The sequence below is a fragment of the Mesorhizobium sp. M0478 genome (assembly GCF_040321305.1).
Lineage (GTDB): Bacteria > Pseudomonadota > Alphaproteobacteria > Rhizobiales > Rhizobiaceae > Mesorhizobium.
In genome coordinates this window covers 132,194-145,717 of sequence record NZ_JAMYRH010000008.1, presented here as the reverse complement: position 1 = coordinate 145,717, position 13,524 = coordinate 132,194, and the positions used below count along the sequence as shown (strand labels likewise).

The 13,524-nt window shown below is 63.6% G+C and carries 18 protein-coding genes; 10 read left to right on the top strand and 8 right to left on the bottom strand.

Annotation, left to right across the window (positions count from 1 at the left end):
* Positions 1–4 precede the first annotated feature (4 nt).
* Positions 5–529 (bottom strand): hypothetical protein, encoded by a 525-nt coding sequence (locus tag NKI64_RS20025; protein WP_023744863.1) that lies wholly within the window; start codon positions 527–529, stop codon positions 5–7.
* 670 nt (positions 530–1,199) lie between these two features.
* On the opposite strand from NKI64_RS20025, the gene NKI64_RS20020 reads away from it, so the two are divergent.
* From NKI64_RS20020 to NKI64_RS20010, 3 genes are all read left to right on the top strand, one after another.
* A complete protein-coding gene (locus tag NKI64_RS20020; protein WP_023744862.1) occupies positions 1,200–1,547 on the top strand; it encodes a hypothetical protein in 348 nt (115 codons plus the stop codon).
* 315 nt (positions 1,548–1,862) lie between these two features.
* Positions 1,863–2,234, top strand: a complete 372-nt coding sequence (locus tag NKI64_RS20015; protein ID WP_023744861.1) for a hypothetical protein — start codon at positions 1,863–1,865, stop codon at positions 2,232–2,234.
* Between the two features lie 96 nt (positions 2,235–2,330).
* Complete coding sequence (locus tag NKI64_RS20010) at positions 2,331–2,702, top strand: endonuclease domain-containing protein (RefSeq protein WP_352669578.1); 372 nt, start codon at positions 2,331–2,333, stop codon at positions 2,700–2,702.
* A 109-nt stretch (positions 2,703–2,811) separates the two neighbouring features.
* Here the strand turns inward: NKI64_RS20010 and NKI64_RS20005 are convergent, their stop codons facing one another.
* A complete protein-coding gene (locus NKI64_RS20005; protein WP_023681249.1) occupies positions 2,812–3,132 on the bottom strand; it encodes a hypothetical protein in 321 nt (106 codons plus the stop codon).
* Between the two features lie 164 nt (positions 3,133–3,296).
* On the opposite strand from NKI64_RS20005, the gene mbfA reads away from it, so the two are divergent.
* The gene (mbfA, locus tag NKI64_RS20000) at positions 3,297–4,280 is read left to right on the top strand and encodes an iron exporter MbfA (protein WP_023744860.1); all 984 of its coding nucleotides are present in this window, start codon (positions 3,297–3,299) and stop codon (positions 4,278–4,280) included.
* Between the two features lie 160 nt (positions 4,281–4,440).
* On the opposite strand, the gene NKI64_RS19995 is transcribed toward mbfA, so the two are convergent.
* From NKI64_RS19995 to NKI64_RS19985, 3 genes are all read right to left on the bottom strand, one after another.
* Positions 4,441–4,785 carry an antibiotic biosynthesis monooxygenase family protein gene (locus NKI64_RS19995; RefSeq protein WP_023692960.1) on the bottom strand — a complete coding sequence of 115 codons (345 nt, stop codon included), beginning with the start codon at positions 4,783–4,785 and terminating at the stop codon, positions 4,441–4,443.
* Positions 4,782–5,138: an NIPSNAP family protein gene (locus NKI64_RS19990; RefSeq protein WP_023692959.1), complete on the bottom strand. Its 357-nt coding sequence runs from the start codon at positions 5,136–5,138 to the stop codon at positions 4,782–4,784. The genes NKI64_RS19995 and NKI64_RS19990 overlap by 4 nt, the downstream gene beginning before the upstream one ends.
* Positions 5,139–5,223: 85 nt before the next feature.
* Positions 5,224–5,427 (bottom strand): DUF1127 domain-containing protein, encoded by a 204-nt coding sequence (locus NKI64_RS19985; protein WP_352669573.1) that lies wholly within the window; start codon positions 5,425–5,427, stop codon positions 5,224–5,226.
* 69 nt (positions 5,428–5,496) lie between these two features.
* Here NKI64_RS19985 and NKI64_RS19980 point away from each other — a divergent pair, with 69 nt between their 5' ends.
* Positions 5,497–6,201 (top strand): ArsR/SmtB family transcription factor, encoded by a 705-nt coding sequence (locus tag NKI64_RS19980; RefSeq protein WP_352658342.1) that lies wholly within the window; start codon positions 5,497–5,499, stop codon positions 6,199–6,201.
* Positions 6,202–6,433: 232 nt separating this feature from the next.
* On the opposite strand, the gene ligD is transcribed toward NKI64_RS19980, so the two are convergent.
* Positions 6,434–8,944 carry a DNA ligase D gene (gene ligD / locus NKI64_RS19975; RefSeq protein WP_352669570.1) on the bottom strand — a complete coding sequence of 837 codons (2,511 nt, stop codon included), beginning with the start codon at positions 8,942–8,944 and terminating at the stop codon, positions 6,434–6,436.
* An 11-nt stretch (positions 8,945–8,955) separates the two neighbouring features.
* Positions 8,956–9,822, bottom strand: coding sequence for a non-homologous end joining protein Ku (ku, locus tag NKI64_RS19970; protein WP_352669566.1), 867 nt, complete (start codon positions 9,820–9,822; stop codon positions 8,956–8,958).
* Positions 9,823–10,167: 345 nt separating this feature from the next.
* On the opposite strand from ku, the gene NKI64_RS19965 reads away from it, so the two are divergent.
* From NKI64_RS19965 to NKI64_RS19955, 3 genes are all read left to right on the top strand, one after another.
* Positions 10,168–10,317, top strand: a complete 150-nt coding sequence (locus NKI64_RS19965) for a hypothetical protein (RefSeq protein ID WP_196813601.1) — start codon at positions 10,168–10,170, stop codon at positions 10,315–10,317.
* A gap of 179 nt (positions 10,318–10,496) precedes the next feature.
* On the top strand, positions 10,497–10,922 hold the full coding sequence (locus tag NKI64_RS19960; RefSeq protein ID WP_352669563.1) for a thiol-disulfide oxidoreductase DCC family protein: 426 nt from the start codon (positions 10,497–10,499) through the stop codon (positions 10,920–10,922).
* A gap of 63 nt (positions 10,923–10,985) precedes the next feature.
* A complete protein-coding gene (locus tag NKI64_RS19955; RefSeq protein ID WP_352669560.1) occupies positions 10,986–11,240 on the top strand; it encodes a hypothetical protein in 255 nt (84 codons plus the stop codon).
* On the opposite strand, the gene NKI64_RS19950 is transcribed toward NKI64_RS19955, so the two are convergent.
* The gene (locus NKI64_RS19950) at positions 11,203–11,664 is read right to left on the bottom strand and encodes a RidA family protein (protein WP_023687546.1); all 462 of its coding nucleotides are present in this window, start codon (positions 11,662–11,664) and stop codon (positions 11,203–11,205) included. The two genes, NKI64_RS19955 and NKI64_RS19950, sit on opposite strands and share 38 nt — an antisense overlap.
* A gap of 235 nt (positions 11,665–11,899) precedes the next feature.
* Here NKI64_RS19950 and NKI64_RS19945 point away from each other — a divergent pair, with 235 nt between their 5' ends.
* Complete coding sequence (locus tag NKI64_RS19945; protein WP_023681239.1) at positions 11,900–12,268, top strand: YciI family protein; 369 nt, start codon at positions 11,900–11,902, stop codon at positions 12,266–12,268.
* A 7-nt stretch (positions 12,269–12,275) separates the two neighbouring features.
* Entirely contained in the window at positions 12,276–13,520 is a 1,245-nt protein-coding gene (locus NKI64_RS19940; RefSeq protein WP_352669558.1) for an RNA polymerase sigma factor, read from the top strand.
* Positions 13,521–13,524: the final 4 nt, after the last annotated feature.

Here is a 13,524-nt window from a genome sequence, read left to right as displayed (position 1 = left end):
CTCATTAAGGAAATATGATACGGGCTTTTTTAATGGCCGCCAAATCACGAACGGCGATCTGAACGTGGCTCCTGTTGAAAAGTGCAGAGTTGGGGAATATCGCCGAACCTTCAGTAAATGCCCCGCGGATCCCAGCGATCTCAATCCCCGAGGCCTTCAGCACGTCGACAGCATAATTTAGCACAGCGCGGTCAAGCCTATGAGCCCCCCCTTTTTGAGTAGGTAGAGCAGTGCCCTCTGCTTTCAGTTTGGCCACATACTGATCGTGAACCTCTGCCAACCAATTCGTCCATTCGATATCCAGTAAGTCTAGAAAGTTGGTCAAATCGATGCTCGCTTCGACGACTGCGGCGTCATCGTTGTATCGTGAAATTGCCCATTCTCGAGCACGTTGAGGAGCATCTTGGAAGAAGTAGACACCGTCTCCGAGCCAATCTTCAGGCTTTGAACTTGGGTGGAAACCATCGCGTATTATGCTCCCGGCCGCCGCGAGGCTTGTCCCGTGTTGACCTATCGCTGTAACTGCCATCGATACGTTCGATTCTTATTCGGAACGAAAATATTCTATAACCATGGCCTCCGCTCGAAATAAAAGCAATTGCTTAAGCATCTCTATGAGAAAGCCGTCGCGTCTTCCAAGGGTGCTACGACTTTGCGATCGACAGCATTGCGCTTGTGGTCGCCACGGCGGGGCTAGAGGCCCCCCTATGTCGGCGGCATCTCGCTGTGGGCGGCAACGCTCGTCCTGATCGGCGCGGCGAACACGTTTGCGCTGTGGATGCGGCTCACCGGCGCGCCATCCTGTTTGTCGTGACGGTGGGCATGGTGGGGCGCGCCCTTGCTGCCCACCTCGGCGCCGCTGCCCGCCGCCGGCTATCCGTTCCTGGTGCTGACGTTTGCCGGCTGGATCTGGACGTTGCTGAAGTCGCCGAGGTGATTGACGCGATCCGGCGGCTGGCTCCGCATGTGAAGGTGGGGCGCTGACTTTTCCTTCCCCCCTTGTGGGGGAAGGTGGATCGGCGCGATAGCGCCGAGCCGGATGAGGGGTGTTCCAGCGGAGTGAGACGCTTGCGTTCCCTGGAACACCCCTCATCCGACCTCGCTTCGCGAGGCCACCTTCTCCCACAGGGGGAGAAGGGAAGATGGCGCTTCTTCCCCGACCATGCGAGCGTGCGTCTCCGATTCGGAAACCCGCCGCCATGCTCCGCCTCACCCTTGCCGCCCTTCTCATCGCCACCCCGGCGCATGCCGCCGATATGGCGTTCTTCGTCAAGAATTTGCGCAAGCAGGCGGTGGCGGTGGAGCTGTTCAGCCGTGACCGCAAGATGTCGTGGCCGGGCGGCGACCAGGTGTTTCTGATCGAGCCGAACTCGCAGAAATCGGTGCCGATCTCGTGCAATCCGGGCGAGAACATCTGCTACGGCGCCTGGGTGAATGGCAATGATGCGATTTCGGCCGGGGTGGGGCCGGATAATGACCAGCCTTGCGATACATGCTGTTTCATCTGCGTGGAGAAGACGACGGAGACGATCGATCTGGTTGAGTGAGGGGCGGGGCGCCGAAGCTGCTGATCTCCCCCCTCGTGGGGGAGATGTCCGGCAGGACAGAGGGGGGCGCGAAGGATCGCCAGCGTATGGATCAGCAAGCCTAAAATTGAAATGACGCGGCTGCAGGAATGAGAGGTCGGCGGGACAGCGCCCCCCTCTGCCTTGCCAGGCATCTCCCCCACGAGGGGGGAGATCAGCAGCTCCACCAACCTCTCCCAATCCCCAAAATCAGTCACGCCCCGCCCTTCAATCTCCGCCGCCATCATGCGATGCTGATTCCCTCGGCCGGGGGGCCGATTTGCCTCGGGGGTTTCAATGTCTTTCACCATCACGCGCCGCGTCGTCGTCGCGCTCTCGCTTGCCGCGCTGTTTGCGCCGGCCGCTCACGCCGCCGACATCACCTTCGCCGTCAAGAACAGCCATCCCAACGCCATGCGCCTCGAGCTCTACAGCCAGGACCGCGACTATGTCTGGCCGGGCAATGACAAGGATTTCTATCTCGACGATGGCGAGACCAAGCAGATCCCGGTGTCCTGCGACGAAGGCGAGTCCATCTGCTACGGCGCCTGGGTCGATGGCGACGAGGGAACCTATTGGGGCGTCGGCCCCAACAACAAGGAAAGATGCGAGGATTGCTGCTACACCTGCAATGGCGGCGAGACGGAAGAGATTGAACTGACGCCGTAGGAAGTACAGCCGATCTCCCCCCAAGTGGGGGAGATGTCCGGCAGGACAGAGGGGGGCGCCATAGAGCGCAAGCCTCCGCAGCCACCGAGCATCGTAATGCCGCACACGCCTCTACCGCCTCGACATTGCGCAAACGCCAGATCGATGCGCAAAGTCCTGACGCCAGCCGAACTCAAGCTCTGGAACGAACTTCGTGCCCACCGGCTGATGGGGCTTGGCTTCCGGCGACAATTTCCGATTGCCGCCTACATCGTCGATTTCGCTTGCCCGGAGAAGAAGCTGGTCATCGAAGTCGATGGCTCCCAGCATGCGGACGCCGGCGCGGCTGCCGGTGATGAAACGCGGACATCGCACCTCGAACAAGATGGCTGGACCGTCCTGCGGTTCTGGAATGACGACGTCATCCGCGACATCGACAATGTCTGCCAGCATATTGTGATTGCGGCTGGGCTTGGCGGCGCATCCTGAAGGTGCCGGTGCTGGGCTTTAGGCAGGGAAAGGTCGGCGGGACAGCCCTGGCCTGCCGGCCATCTCCCCCACGAGGGGGGAGATCGGGTTTCCCCGCGGCTTTCGCCAATTATCCCAGCAACGCCCTCTGCCGCTTCGGCCCGCCCGCCTTGCGCCAGGAATTGAACCGGTGCGTCGCGGCGGCAAACGAGATCTTCATCTGCTGGGCGACCGAGTAGCGCGACTTGCCTTCGTCGAACAGGCGGTAGCAGCACTCGACGCCCTCCTCGGTCAGCTTGCCGTCGGGCGCCTTGTTGTGCGGATTGGCGGGGTCGAATTTCTCGACCTGCTGTTCGACCAGGCCTTTCAGCCGCTGCAAATCGGCCTCGATGCTGGCGATAAGATCAAGGACGGGTTTCGGATCGAAGTGGTCGTGCGGCTTTGCCGTCATCTTGCTCATGCCTTTCGCTTGCGTATCGCGGCCGATACAGGCGAACATTTGCCGATAATGAAGGGCGCGTTGCAATCCGGCGCTTCAACATTTCTTGACTGGTGATTGACCGCGGAGACTGCAGCGCCTAGTTTAGAATTGTTCTAAACTGGGGTGAATTTCTCATGCTTTCCCGTGTCTTCGGTTTCGGCCGCCGTCCTTTCGAAACGCTGTCGGAACAGGAGATCCTGGCCCTGGCAATTTCGTCCGAAGAGGATGACGGGCGCATCTACCGCGCCTATGCAGACGGGCTGGCGGACAGTTTTCCGCAATCGGCGAAAGTGTTCGAGGCGATGGCGGCGGAGGAGGACGGCCATCGCGATTCCCTGATCGAGCTCTACCGCAAGCGTTTCGGCGAGCGCATTCCGCTGCTGCGCCGCGAGCACGTGAAAGGCTATTACGAGCGCAAGCCCGACTGGCTGGTGCGGCCGCTCGGCATCGAGCATGTGCGGCGTCAAGCCGAAGCGATGGAGCAGCAGGCCTATCGCTTCTATGTCGAGGCGGCCAAGCGCACCAGCGATGCCTCGACGCGGAAACTGCTCGGCGACCTGGCCGCGGCCGAGCAAAGCCATGAGAATTCGGCGCACCGGCTGGAGCAGAAACTTGTGCCGGGCGAGGTCAAGGACGAGGAAGCCAGCGCCGAGCAGCGCCAGTTCATCCTGACCTATGTGCAGCCGGGACTGGCCGGGCTGATGGATGGCTCGGTGTCGACACTGGCGCCGATCTTTGCCGCCGCGTTTGCCACGCACGACACCTGGCAGACGCTGCTGGTCGGCCTCGCCGCCTCGATCGGCGCCGGCATCTCGATGGGCTTTACCGAAGTCGCTTCCGACGATGGCAAATTGTCAGGGCGTGGCTCGCCGATCAAGCGCGGCCTGACTGTCGGCATCATGACGACGCTGGGTGGGCTGGGCCACGCGCTGCCTTACATCATCCCGCATTTCTGGACGGCGACGGCGGTGGCGGCCGTCGTGGTGTTCTTCGAATTGTGGGCGATCGCCTTCGTGCAGAACCGCTACATGCAGACCCCGTTCCTGCGCGCGGCGTTTCAGGTGGTGCTGGGTGGGGCGCTGGTGTTTGCGGCCGGGGTGCTGATCGGGAATGCGTGAGCGCCAAGCGCCCCCTCACCCAGCCTCCGCTTCGCTCGGCTGACCTCTCCCCGAGGGGAGAGGAGATTTTCGAAGCCTGCGCCAGTCTCTTCTCCCCAGCGGGGAGAAGGTGGCCGCGAAGCGGCCGGATGAGGGGGCCTGGCGCGACGCCGATACCTAGTCACCCATTCACCGCCCTGCTATCCTCTGGCGCCTCGTCCCTCTCCGTCAGCCCGTAATCCCGCACCACATGCGCAATGCGCAGCCGGTAGCCGGCAAATATTCCGCCGCGGCCCGCATGCTGCGCCTGCCGGTGCTCTTCCGTGTTGCGCCAGGCTTTCACCGCTTCCTCGTCGCGCCAGAAGGACAGTGACAGGACCCGGTTGGGATCGCCCAGGCTCTGGAAGCGCTCGATCGAGATGAAACCGTCTATGCCGTCGAGCAGCGGCCGCAGTTCGGCAGCGATGCCGAGATAGGCATCGCGCTTTCCCTCAGCCGGTTGCACCTCGAAGATGACAGCGATCATATCTCCTCCTTGACCGCGGTCTGGAACAGCTGCCGCGGTCCATGCGGCCCCGACACCAGCTTCAGGAAGATGCGGTCCTCTTTCAAGATGAACTTTTCGCGGCGGGCGAATTCGTAATTGGCCTTGCCCGCCGGATCCGCGGCGAGACGGGCGCGATATGCTTCGTAGGCGGCGAGGCTGTCGATGCTGTAGGCGGCGTAGGCGGTGGTGGCCGAGCCCTCATGCGGGGCGTAGTAGCCGATCAGATCGGCGCCGCAGCGCGGGATCGCCTGGCCCCAGGCCTTGGCATATTGCTCGAAGGCCGGCTTGCCGAACGGGTCGATCTCATAGCGGATGAAGCAGGTGATGGTCATCGTGATCTCCTTGGGTTTCGCATCGATAGTTCGAGCGGCGTTGAAACGTTGTGCCGCAGGGTCTGCTAAGCAAAAGCGCTGGCGGTCAGGCCTGCCAGAAGGATTTTGCGCATTCGCGGCGCACATCCTCACGGGTCAGGCCGAGATCGCGCAGCAGATGGTCGTCGATCTCCGCGAGGCCGGGCCGCTGCAGGTGGCGGTCGTACCAGCGGGCGAGTAGCCGCCGTTGCAGCCAGGTGACGAATGGAAAAGGCCGGCGGCTGGCGAGTGGGGCGGAAGCGGTTGGCATCGGCGTTCTCCTTGATCCCGCCCGACAATAATGCTTACCTGACGAGAATGCTTCGATGGAGACCTAACCATGCGTGAAGGACCCGACATTGCCCGCATCGCCAGCCTGGTCGGCGATCCGGCGCGGGCAAACATGCTGAATGCGCTGATGGGCGGCACGGCTTTGACGGCCAGCGAACTGGCGCTGGAGGCCGGCGTCTCGCTGCCGACGGCGTCCTCGCATCTGTCGAAACTGATGGAGGGCGGGCTTTTAACTTTGGCCAGCCAGGGACGGCATCGCTATTACGGCCTCGCCGGGCCGCAGGTTGCCGGCATGATCGAGGCCATCACCGGGGTGGCCGAAGCGGTCGGCCCCAAGCGCGTGCGGCCCGGCCCGCGCGACGGCGCCATGCGCGTCGCCCGCGTCTGCTACGACCACCTCGCCGGCGAACATGCGGTGGCGATGCTCGACCGCCTCGTCGCGCGCGGCATCCTGTTGCGCGACGACAATGAGATCAGGCTCGGGGAGACCAGGCCGGGGGAGATCCGGCTGGGGCCGTCGGCCGCATCGCATTTTTCCGCCATCGGCGTCGATGTCGGCGCCAAGGCGCGCCGGCCGGTCTGCCGCGCCTGCCTCGACTGGAGCGTGCGCCGCTCGCATCTTGCGGGAACGCTGGGCGCGGCTATTCTGGACAAGATCCTGGCGGAGAAATGGGCAAGACGGGAGAAGGACAGCCGCGCGGTGATGTTTTCACCGCCGGGGAAGCAGGCGTTCGAGCGGGTGTTTTTAGCGTAGAGGTTCGGCGGCGCTAGTTGGGCGACGCTGGTGGGACAGCACCCCCCTCTGGCCTGCCGGCCATCTCCCCCTCAAGGGGGGAGATTAGGCGCTCAACAGCTTTCGCCAATCTCCAACGTTGCAACAATGAACGAAACCTCGAAGCTGCCCAATCTCCCCCCTTGCGGGGGAGATGTCCGGCAGGACTGAGGGGGGTGGGAAGGATCGCTACGTTTGCGAATGTGCCGATGGCTCACCCCCGCTTCAGCACCTTCCCCTGCTTGAAAAAGTCCACCCACGGATCGGCCTCCGCTAGTTCCTTCAGCGTCGTCTTGCCCCCGATCGGGAAGGAATTCGGCGCCAACCCTTTTTCAACCTCCGCCCACGTTACCGGCACCGACACCGTCGCGCCCTTCTTGGCCCGCGAGGAGTAGGGCGCGACGGTGGTCGAGCCCCTGCCGTTGCGCAGATAGTCGACGAAGATTTTCCCGGTGCGCGCCTTTTTCGACAGCGTCGCCGTGTAGCGGTCGGGCGCGGCCTGCTCCAGCGCCTTGGCGAAATCATGCGAGAAGGTTTTGACCGCCTCCCAGTCCGCCGACGGCTTCAGCGGCACCAGCACGTGATAGCCCTTGCCGCCTGACGGCTTGACGAAATTCGGCAGCGACAGATCGTCAAGCTTGCCTCTGATGTCGAGTGCGGCCTCGCGCACCGCCTTGACGTCGACGCCTTCATCGGGATCGAGATCGAAGATGATCTGATCCGGCTTTTCCAGCGCGTCGATCTTGCAGCCCCAGATGTGGACCTCGACCACGCCATACTGGACCAGAGCGGCAAGGCCGTCGAAATCGCGGATGAACAGGATTTCCTCGCCATCGGTCGGGTCCTTCATCCGGGCGATCTTGTCGCTCATGCCGGCCGAGGCATGTTTCTGGAAGAAGCGCGGGCCGCCGATGCCATCCGGCGCCCTGACCAGGCTGAGCGGCCGGTTGACGATGAACTGCTCCATGCGCGGCCAGACCAGCGCGTAGTGTTCGAGCAAAGCCTGTTTGGATATTTTTTCCTCGGGCCACAGCAGCTTGTCGGGATGGGATAGTTTTACGCTGGTCGTGATCGTCGGGGGCGCCTTAGCCCCGGCGGCCTTGCCGGCGCTGCTTGCCGCCGGCTTTGCCTTGTTCGCCGCCTTCGATGGCTTTTCCTGCACGACTTCCTCCGCCGGCTTGTCCTCGCGCAGTCCCTGGAACGACGCGTGGCGTATTATACGGTCCGACGTCCAGCTGCGGAACTCCACTTCGCCGACAAGTTCGGGCCTGACCCAGACCAGGCCCTTGCCCTTCGGAACCGCGGCGGCAAAGGGCGAGGCGTCTGCCTTCAGAGCATCGAGTTTTTTCTTCAAATCGGTGGCGCTCCTGGCTGTGAAGCCCGTGCCGACGCGGCCGGCATAGTGGAGCTTGCCGCCCTCGTGGTAGCCGACCAGCAGCGAACGCAGGCCGCGGCCGGTCTTGTCCGAGGGCAGATACCCGCCGATGACGAATTCCTGGCGGGCCGTGCATTTCGACTTCACCCAGCTTGGGCCACGGCCGCTCCGGTAGGGAGCATCGGCGCGCTTGGAGACGATGCCTTCGAGGCCCATGCGGCAGGCGTGCTGCAGCATGATCTTGCCCGGTTCCGCGAAATGGTCGCTGAAGCGAACAGCGGCATTTTCGGCTGTCTCGCCGAGCAGCTCCTGCAGCGCCTGCTTGCGCTCGACCAGCGGCTCGCGGCGCAAATCCTTGCCGTCAAGCCGCATCAGGTCGAACACATAGTAGGTGAAGCGGTCGGTTCGATTGGCGGAGAGATCCTGCTGCAGCAGCGAGAAGGACGAAACGCCGCTGTCGGCGAGCACGACGATCTCGCCATCGATGATGGCGTCGCTGCATTTCAGCTGGGCGAGTTCCGCGACGATCTCGGGGCCGAATTTCCCCGTCCAGTCGAGGCCGGTGCGGGTCAGCAGCCGCACCTCCGTGCCGGCGATCTGCGCCTGCATGCGGTACCCGTCGAACTTCACCTCATGCAGCCAGTCCTCGCCGGGCGGCGCCTCGCGCTCCAGCGTCGCCAGCTGCGGCTCGACGAAGTCGAGGCGCTTGCCGGCTTTCGCCTTGCTGGATGCCGCGGGCTTGTTGGAGTGCCAGACCTTCGGCTTCTTGCCGTCGGCGGTCTTGCCTTCCGCGACCTCTTCGATGGTCAGGCCGGACTTCACCGATTTCGGTGCGTCCTTCAGGATATCCTCGCCGGGGCGGGCGGCGGCATCGTCGGATTTGATCAGCAGCCAGTTGTCGCGCTTTTCGCCCGGGCGGGGTCTTAATCTGACCAGATGCCACCGCCCATTCAGCTTCTGGCCGTTGAGTTCGAAGTCGATATGGCCCTTCTTCATCGCCTTGGCCGGGTCGATCTCGGGCGTCCATGTGCCTTCGTCCCAGACGATGACGGTGCCGCCGCCATACTCGCCCTTGGGAATGGTGCCCTCGAAGCCGGCATAGTCGATCGGGTGGTCCTCGACATGCACGGCCAGCCGCTTTTCGTGTGGGTCGAGGCTCGGGCCCCGCGTCACCGCCCAGCTCCACAACACGCCCTCATGCTCGAGGCGGAAATCATAGTGCAGCCTGGTCGCGTCGTGCTTCTGGACGACGAAGATGCCGCCGGGCTGCTTGCCGCGCGCGACCTTGCCCGCCGGCTCGGCCGTCTTCTTGAAATCGCGCTTGGACTGATATTGTTCGAGGCTGGCCACGGCGCCGACCCTCAAGCCGACTTGCGCTTGGGCGCAGAAGCTTTCGCCTTGCCGCTTTTTGCCGCCGGCTTGGCCTTCTTCGCCGAGACTTCCGCCTGGCCGCCATCGGACAGGCTCTTCTTCAGCGCGTCGAACAGATTGACGACATTGGACGGCTTGGGCGCGGCCTGCGCTTTCGGCGCCTTCTTGCCGGCCTTCTTGGCGCGGATCAGTTCGAGCAGCGCTTCCTCATACTTGTCCTCGAATGTCGACGGATCGAACTTCCCCTTCTTCTTGTCGATGATGCGTTCGGCCATATCGGTCATCTCCTGGTCGGTCTTCACCGCCTTGATGTCGCCGAAGATGCTCTCCGGCTCCCGCACCGTGTTGCCGTACCGCAAGGTGGTCAGCACCATGCCTTTGCCGCGCGGCTCGATCACCACGGGCCGCTCGCGGCTATAGAGCACGACGCGCGCCAGCCCGGCCATCTTCTTGTCCGCCATGGCATCGCGGATGACGGCAAAGGCCTCCTCCGACACCTTGTCGGCGGGCGTGACATAATAGGGCGTGTCGAGATAGATCTGCTCTATCGAGGCTTTGTCGACGAAGCCATCCAGCGCCATCGTGTGCGAGGACTCGATCTGCACCGCTTCGATCTCTTCGTCCTCGATATGGACGAACTCACCGGGGCTCACCTCATAGCCCCTGATCTCGTCGCCATCGCCCAGCGGCTTGCCGGTTTCAGAATCGACATAGATGCGCTTGACCGTGTTGCCGGTCTTGCGGTTGAGCACCCGGAACGAAACTTTTTCGGCGTGGGTGACGACGTTGGTCAGTTCGACAGCGCAGGTGACCAGCGACAGTTTCAGATAGCCCTTCCAGGCGGGGCGAGGTGCCATGGCGAACTCCTGCGCGATGCGGTTCAAGCGAGAACGGGCAAGGCCCGTTCCGGTTCCGGGCGCGCAACCAGCGGCATTTCGGCAGCGGGCAGGGAAATTTCGAGAGGCTCGCCAAATCTGAAACAGAACCGCGCTCAAGCGACATCCAGACGAAACATATGTGATGCAAAAGTCACAATGCCGGAAATGGCGACGAACCACACCGAAAGACCCCCAAACAGCCGCATTCCGGCCACGAAGCATGGGGTTTTCGACCAAAGATTAACATCGTGTTCACCGACTATTCACGCCTCGACACTATGATCCCCGCAATCGGACGGGACATCCGAAAATCGGGACAGGGACTTGAGTAAAATGAAATTCTGGGGCCACATCGCCGGCTATGCCGCCGCCATCCGCGAGTTCATCGCGCCGACCTATCGACCGGAGCGCTACTACATGCGCGGCCCGGGTCCGGCCTGCGCCCGTCGCGGCAGCTCGCTCGGCGCGCATTGATCATGACATTCGAAACGCGTCACGACAGCCGGATCTGCAGACCAGAGGCCGATCCCCGCGCAACCACCTATCGCGCCGAGCGCCCCGCGCTGGCCGCGAGAAGCCGTGCGACAACGCCGCGGCTTTGATCCCGCTGCCGGCGGGCTTAGTGTCTGAAGACACAAGTTGCCGGATGTCCCGTGACTTCTTCTCCTGAACCCTTCGATGCCAGCCAGCCATTGATCGTTTTCGACGGCGTCTGCGTGCTGTGCTCGGGCTTCGTACGCACGGTGGTCGGGCTCGACCGCAAAAACCGCTTCCGCTTCGCCACGGCGCAGTCGCCCTTCGGCGAGGCGCTGTTCCAGAGATACGGGCTGCGCACCGACAGCTACGAGACCAATCTGGTCCTTGTCGGCGGCGCTCCCTTCATGCGGCTGGACAGTTTCATCGCGGTGATGGCCGAACTCGGCTGGCCGTGGCGGGCGGCGAAAGCGCTGCTGTTCATCCCGCGCCCCTTGCGAGACTGGCTCTACGAACGCATCGCCAAAAACCGCTACGCCATGTTCGGCCGCAAGGACAGTTGCGAGATCCTGTCCGCCGCGATACGTGCGCGCGTGATCGGCTAATCGCCTGTCACCCAAAAGTGACCTCGGTTCCGGGAAAACGACATACGCAAAAAGAGCGGCGCCATGAGGCTTCTGGTCGTTGGCGGCTATGGCATTTTCGGCGGCCGCATCGTGCAATTGCTGGAGAGCGAGCCACGCCTGATCCTGCTCGTCGCCGGGCGCTCACTGGCCAAAGCCGAGGCCTGGTGCAAAACCCGCACCGGCGCGGCGGCGCCGCTCGTGCCGACGCGCTTCGATCGCAACGGCGACGTCGCGCAAGGCCGGCCTGTTCGTTCGCGCCTCAGTCCGGCAGCGCCGCGACGGCGACGATCTCGATGACGATGTCTGCCTGGGCAAGCGCTGCGACGCCGATTACCTCCGAAGGCGGCGGATTGTTGTCGCTGCAATGCTTCGGACAATGCTCGGCGAAAAACGCGTCCAGCACGTCGAGACGAAAATTAGGCGAGCTGAGGACGCCGCCGTCGGGAAATGGCCCTTTGACGAAAAAGGTCAGCCTGATGAGATGGTCGAGCCCGCTGCCAAGTTCTTCCAGATCCGATTTGATGTTGCCGAGAACTTCCCGCCACTGCGCCGCGGCATCGCCGGCGAAGCCGCCACCCTTCTTGCCGGCCGGATCGTAGTCAGCCGATGTCGCGGTGTTGCCGCAGAGATAGACGGTGCCTTTCGCACCGCTGACGACCGTGCCTTTGCCCCATGGCATCAACCGGCCGTTCTTGAATTTCTTGTGGGTCACGAGTTCCATTCTCTTCTCCCATGCCTCGTGTGACGTGCCCGCCAACGACAGAGGATAGTGCTGGGCGGAGCCACGGCCAGTCCGCTGCCGGTCATCCGCCAGCAGACGGAGGAACATCTGGTCCTTGCGAAATCTCCTGGCGGAGGCGAAGTTTTTTTCTGAAGCCTGTCGAAATCGGCCGCCGCCGCGCGACATACGTCTGGCCCCGCTAGGACGCGGCCTTCGAAACCACGGGAGAAGACCCATGCGATACATGCTTTTGATCAACAGCGACGAAGCCGCGCAGGCGAACACGCCAATCGAGAAGGCTCAGCAGATGAGCGCAGCATATGCCGCCTATACCGAAGCGTTGAAGAAATCCGGCGCATGGCTCGCCGGCGAACGGTTGCGCCCGACCCAGGCGACCACCTCGGTGCGGATCACAGACGGCAAGACCAACGTGATCGACGGCCCCTATGCCGACACCAAGGAGCAGCTTGCCGGCTTCTACATGATCGAGGCGGCCGATATCGATACCGCCATCGACTGGGCGGCGCGCTGTCCGGCGGCGAGCGCCGGCACGGTCGAGTTGCGGCCGATCTGGGAAATGGCCGACTACATGCCCAAGAAATGACACCGTGATGGACAATCGCCCGGAGATCGCGCGGGCGGCGGCCGAAGCGGCCGCCCGGCAGAGTTACGGCAAGCTGGTCGCCTACCTTGCTGCGCGCACCCGCGACGTAGCCGGCACCGAGGACGCGCTGGCCGAGGCCTTTGCCGCGGCCCTTGAGCGCTGGCCACAGACCGGCGTGCCCGAGAAGCCGGAAGCATGGTTGCTGGCCGTGGCGCGCCGGCGGCGCGTCGACGCGGTGCGCCGTCGGCTGACCAGCGAGGCGAGCCGCGACCATCTCAAGCTGATGGCCGAGGAGATGGAGGCGAGCATGGAAGACGAAGACCTGCCCGACGAACGTCTCAGGCTGATGTTTGCCTGTGCGCATCCGGCGATCGAAGCCAGCGTGCGGGCGCCGCTGATCCTGCAGACGGTTCTGGGTTTCGACGCGGCGACGATCGCCTCGGCCTTCCTGGTTTCGCCGGCGACGATGGGCCAGCGTCTGGTGCGTGCCAAGAGCCGCATCCGCGAGATCGGCATTCCGTTCCGCGTGCCGGATCGGGCCGAACTCGGCGAGCGGCTGGAAACGGTGCTGGAAGCGATCTACGCGGCTTTCGCCGAAGGCTGGACCGACCCGGCAGGGACCGAGACGAGAGCGCGCAATCTGGCGACCGAAGGCATCTGGCTCGGGCGTCTGGTGGCGTCACTGATGCCGGACGAACCGGAAGCGCTCGGCCTGCTGGCGCTGATGCTGTTTGCCGAGGCGCGGCGCCCGGCGCGGCGCGATGCGGCTGGAGATTATGTGCCGCTCGCCGACCAGGATTGCCGTCTTTGGGATCACGCGCTGATCGACGAAGCCGAGGCGCTGCTGGGCCGCGCCGCCACCATGGGCGTCATCGGCCGCTATCAGCTCGAAGCGGCGGTACAATCGGTGCATGCGACGCGGCGACGGACCGGCCAAACCGATTGGGCGGCGATCCGTAACTTCTACGATGCGCTGTCGGCGATATCAGGCTCGCCGGTGATTTCGATCAACCGCGCAGTTGCGATTGCCGAGGCCGAAGGGGCGGCGGCAGGACTGGCGGCGCTCTACGTGCTGGGCGACGACAAGCGGCTCAACGACTATCAGCCCTATTGGGCCGCCCGCGCCGGCCTGCTGGCCAGGCTCGGCAATGCGGCGCAAGCGGTCGAAGCCTATGACCGGGCGATCGGCCTTGAACGCGACCCCGCCGTGCGCCGCTTCCTGCAGGCGAAACGGGCGATCCTGCGAAATTGAAGCG

What these genes read in the sequence shown, in the direction of transcription:
- NKI64_RS20025 (WP_023744863.1), bottom strand. Translation starts at nt 529, where the DNA reads ATGGCAGTTACAGCGATAGGTCAACACGGGACAAGCCTCGCGGCGGCC.
- NKI64_RS20020 (WP_023744862.1), top strand. Translation starts at nt 1,200, where the DNA reads ATGCTCCGCCTCACCCTTGCCGCCCTTCTCATCGCCACCCCGGCGCAT.
- NKI64_RS20015 (WP_023744861.1), top strand. Translation starts at nt 1,863, where the DNA reads ATGTCTTTCACCATCACGCGCCGCGTCGTCGTCGCGCTCTCGCTTGCC.
- NKI64_RS20010 (WP_352669578.1), top strand. Translation starts at nt 2,331, where the DNA reads ATGCCGCACACGCCTCTACCGCCTCGACATTGCGCAAACGCCAGATCG.
- NKI64_RS20005 (WP_023681249.1), bottom strand. Translation starts at nt 3,132, where the DNA reads ATGACGGCAAAGCCGCACGACCACTTCGATCCGAAACCCGTCCTTGAT.
- mbfA (WP_023744860.1), top strand. Translation starts at nt 3,297, where the DNA reads ATGCTTTCCCGTGTCTTCGGTTTCGGCCGCCGTCCTTTCGAAACGCTG.
- NKI64_RS19995 (WP_023692960.1), bottom strand. Translation starts at nt 4,785, where the DNA reads ATGATCGCTGTCATCTTCGAGGTGCAACCGGCTGAGGGAAAGCGCGAT.
- NKI64_RS19990 (WP_023692959.1), bottom strand. Translation starts at nt 5,138, where the DNA reads ATGACCATCACCTGCTTCATCCGCTATGAGATCGACCCGTTCGGCAAG.
- NKI64_RS19985 (WP_352669573.1), bottom strand. Translation starts at nt 5,427, where the DNA reads ATGCCAACCGCTTCCGCCCCACTCGCCAGCCGCCGGCCTTTTCCATTC.
- NKI64_RS19980 (WP_352658342.1), top strand. Translation starts at nt 5,497, where the DNA reads ATGCGTGAAGGACCCGACATTGCCCGCATCGCCAGCCTGGTCGGCGAT.
- ku (WP_352669566.1), bottom strand. Translation starts at nt 9,822, where the DNA reads ATGGCACCTCGCCCCGCCTGGAAGGGCTATCTGAAACTGTCGCTGGTC.
- NKI64_RS19955 (WP_352669560.1), top strand. Translation starts at nt 10,986, where the DNA reads ATGAGGCTTCTGGTCGTTGGCGGCTATGGCATTTTCGGCGGCCGCATC.
- NKI64_RS19950 (WP_023687546.1), bottom strand. Translation starts at nt 11,664, where the DNA reads ATGGAACTCGTGACCCACAAGAAATTCAAGAACGGCCGGTTGATGCCA.
- NKI64_RS19945 (WP_023681239.1), top strand. Translation starts at nt 11,900, where the DNA reads ATGCGATACATGCTTTTGATCAACAGCGACGAAGCCGCGCAGGCGAAC.
- NKI64_RS19940 (WP_352669558.1), top strand. Translation starts at nt 12,276, where the DNA reads ATGGACAATCGCCCGGAGATCGCGCGGGCGGCGGCCGAAGCGGCCGCC.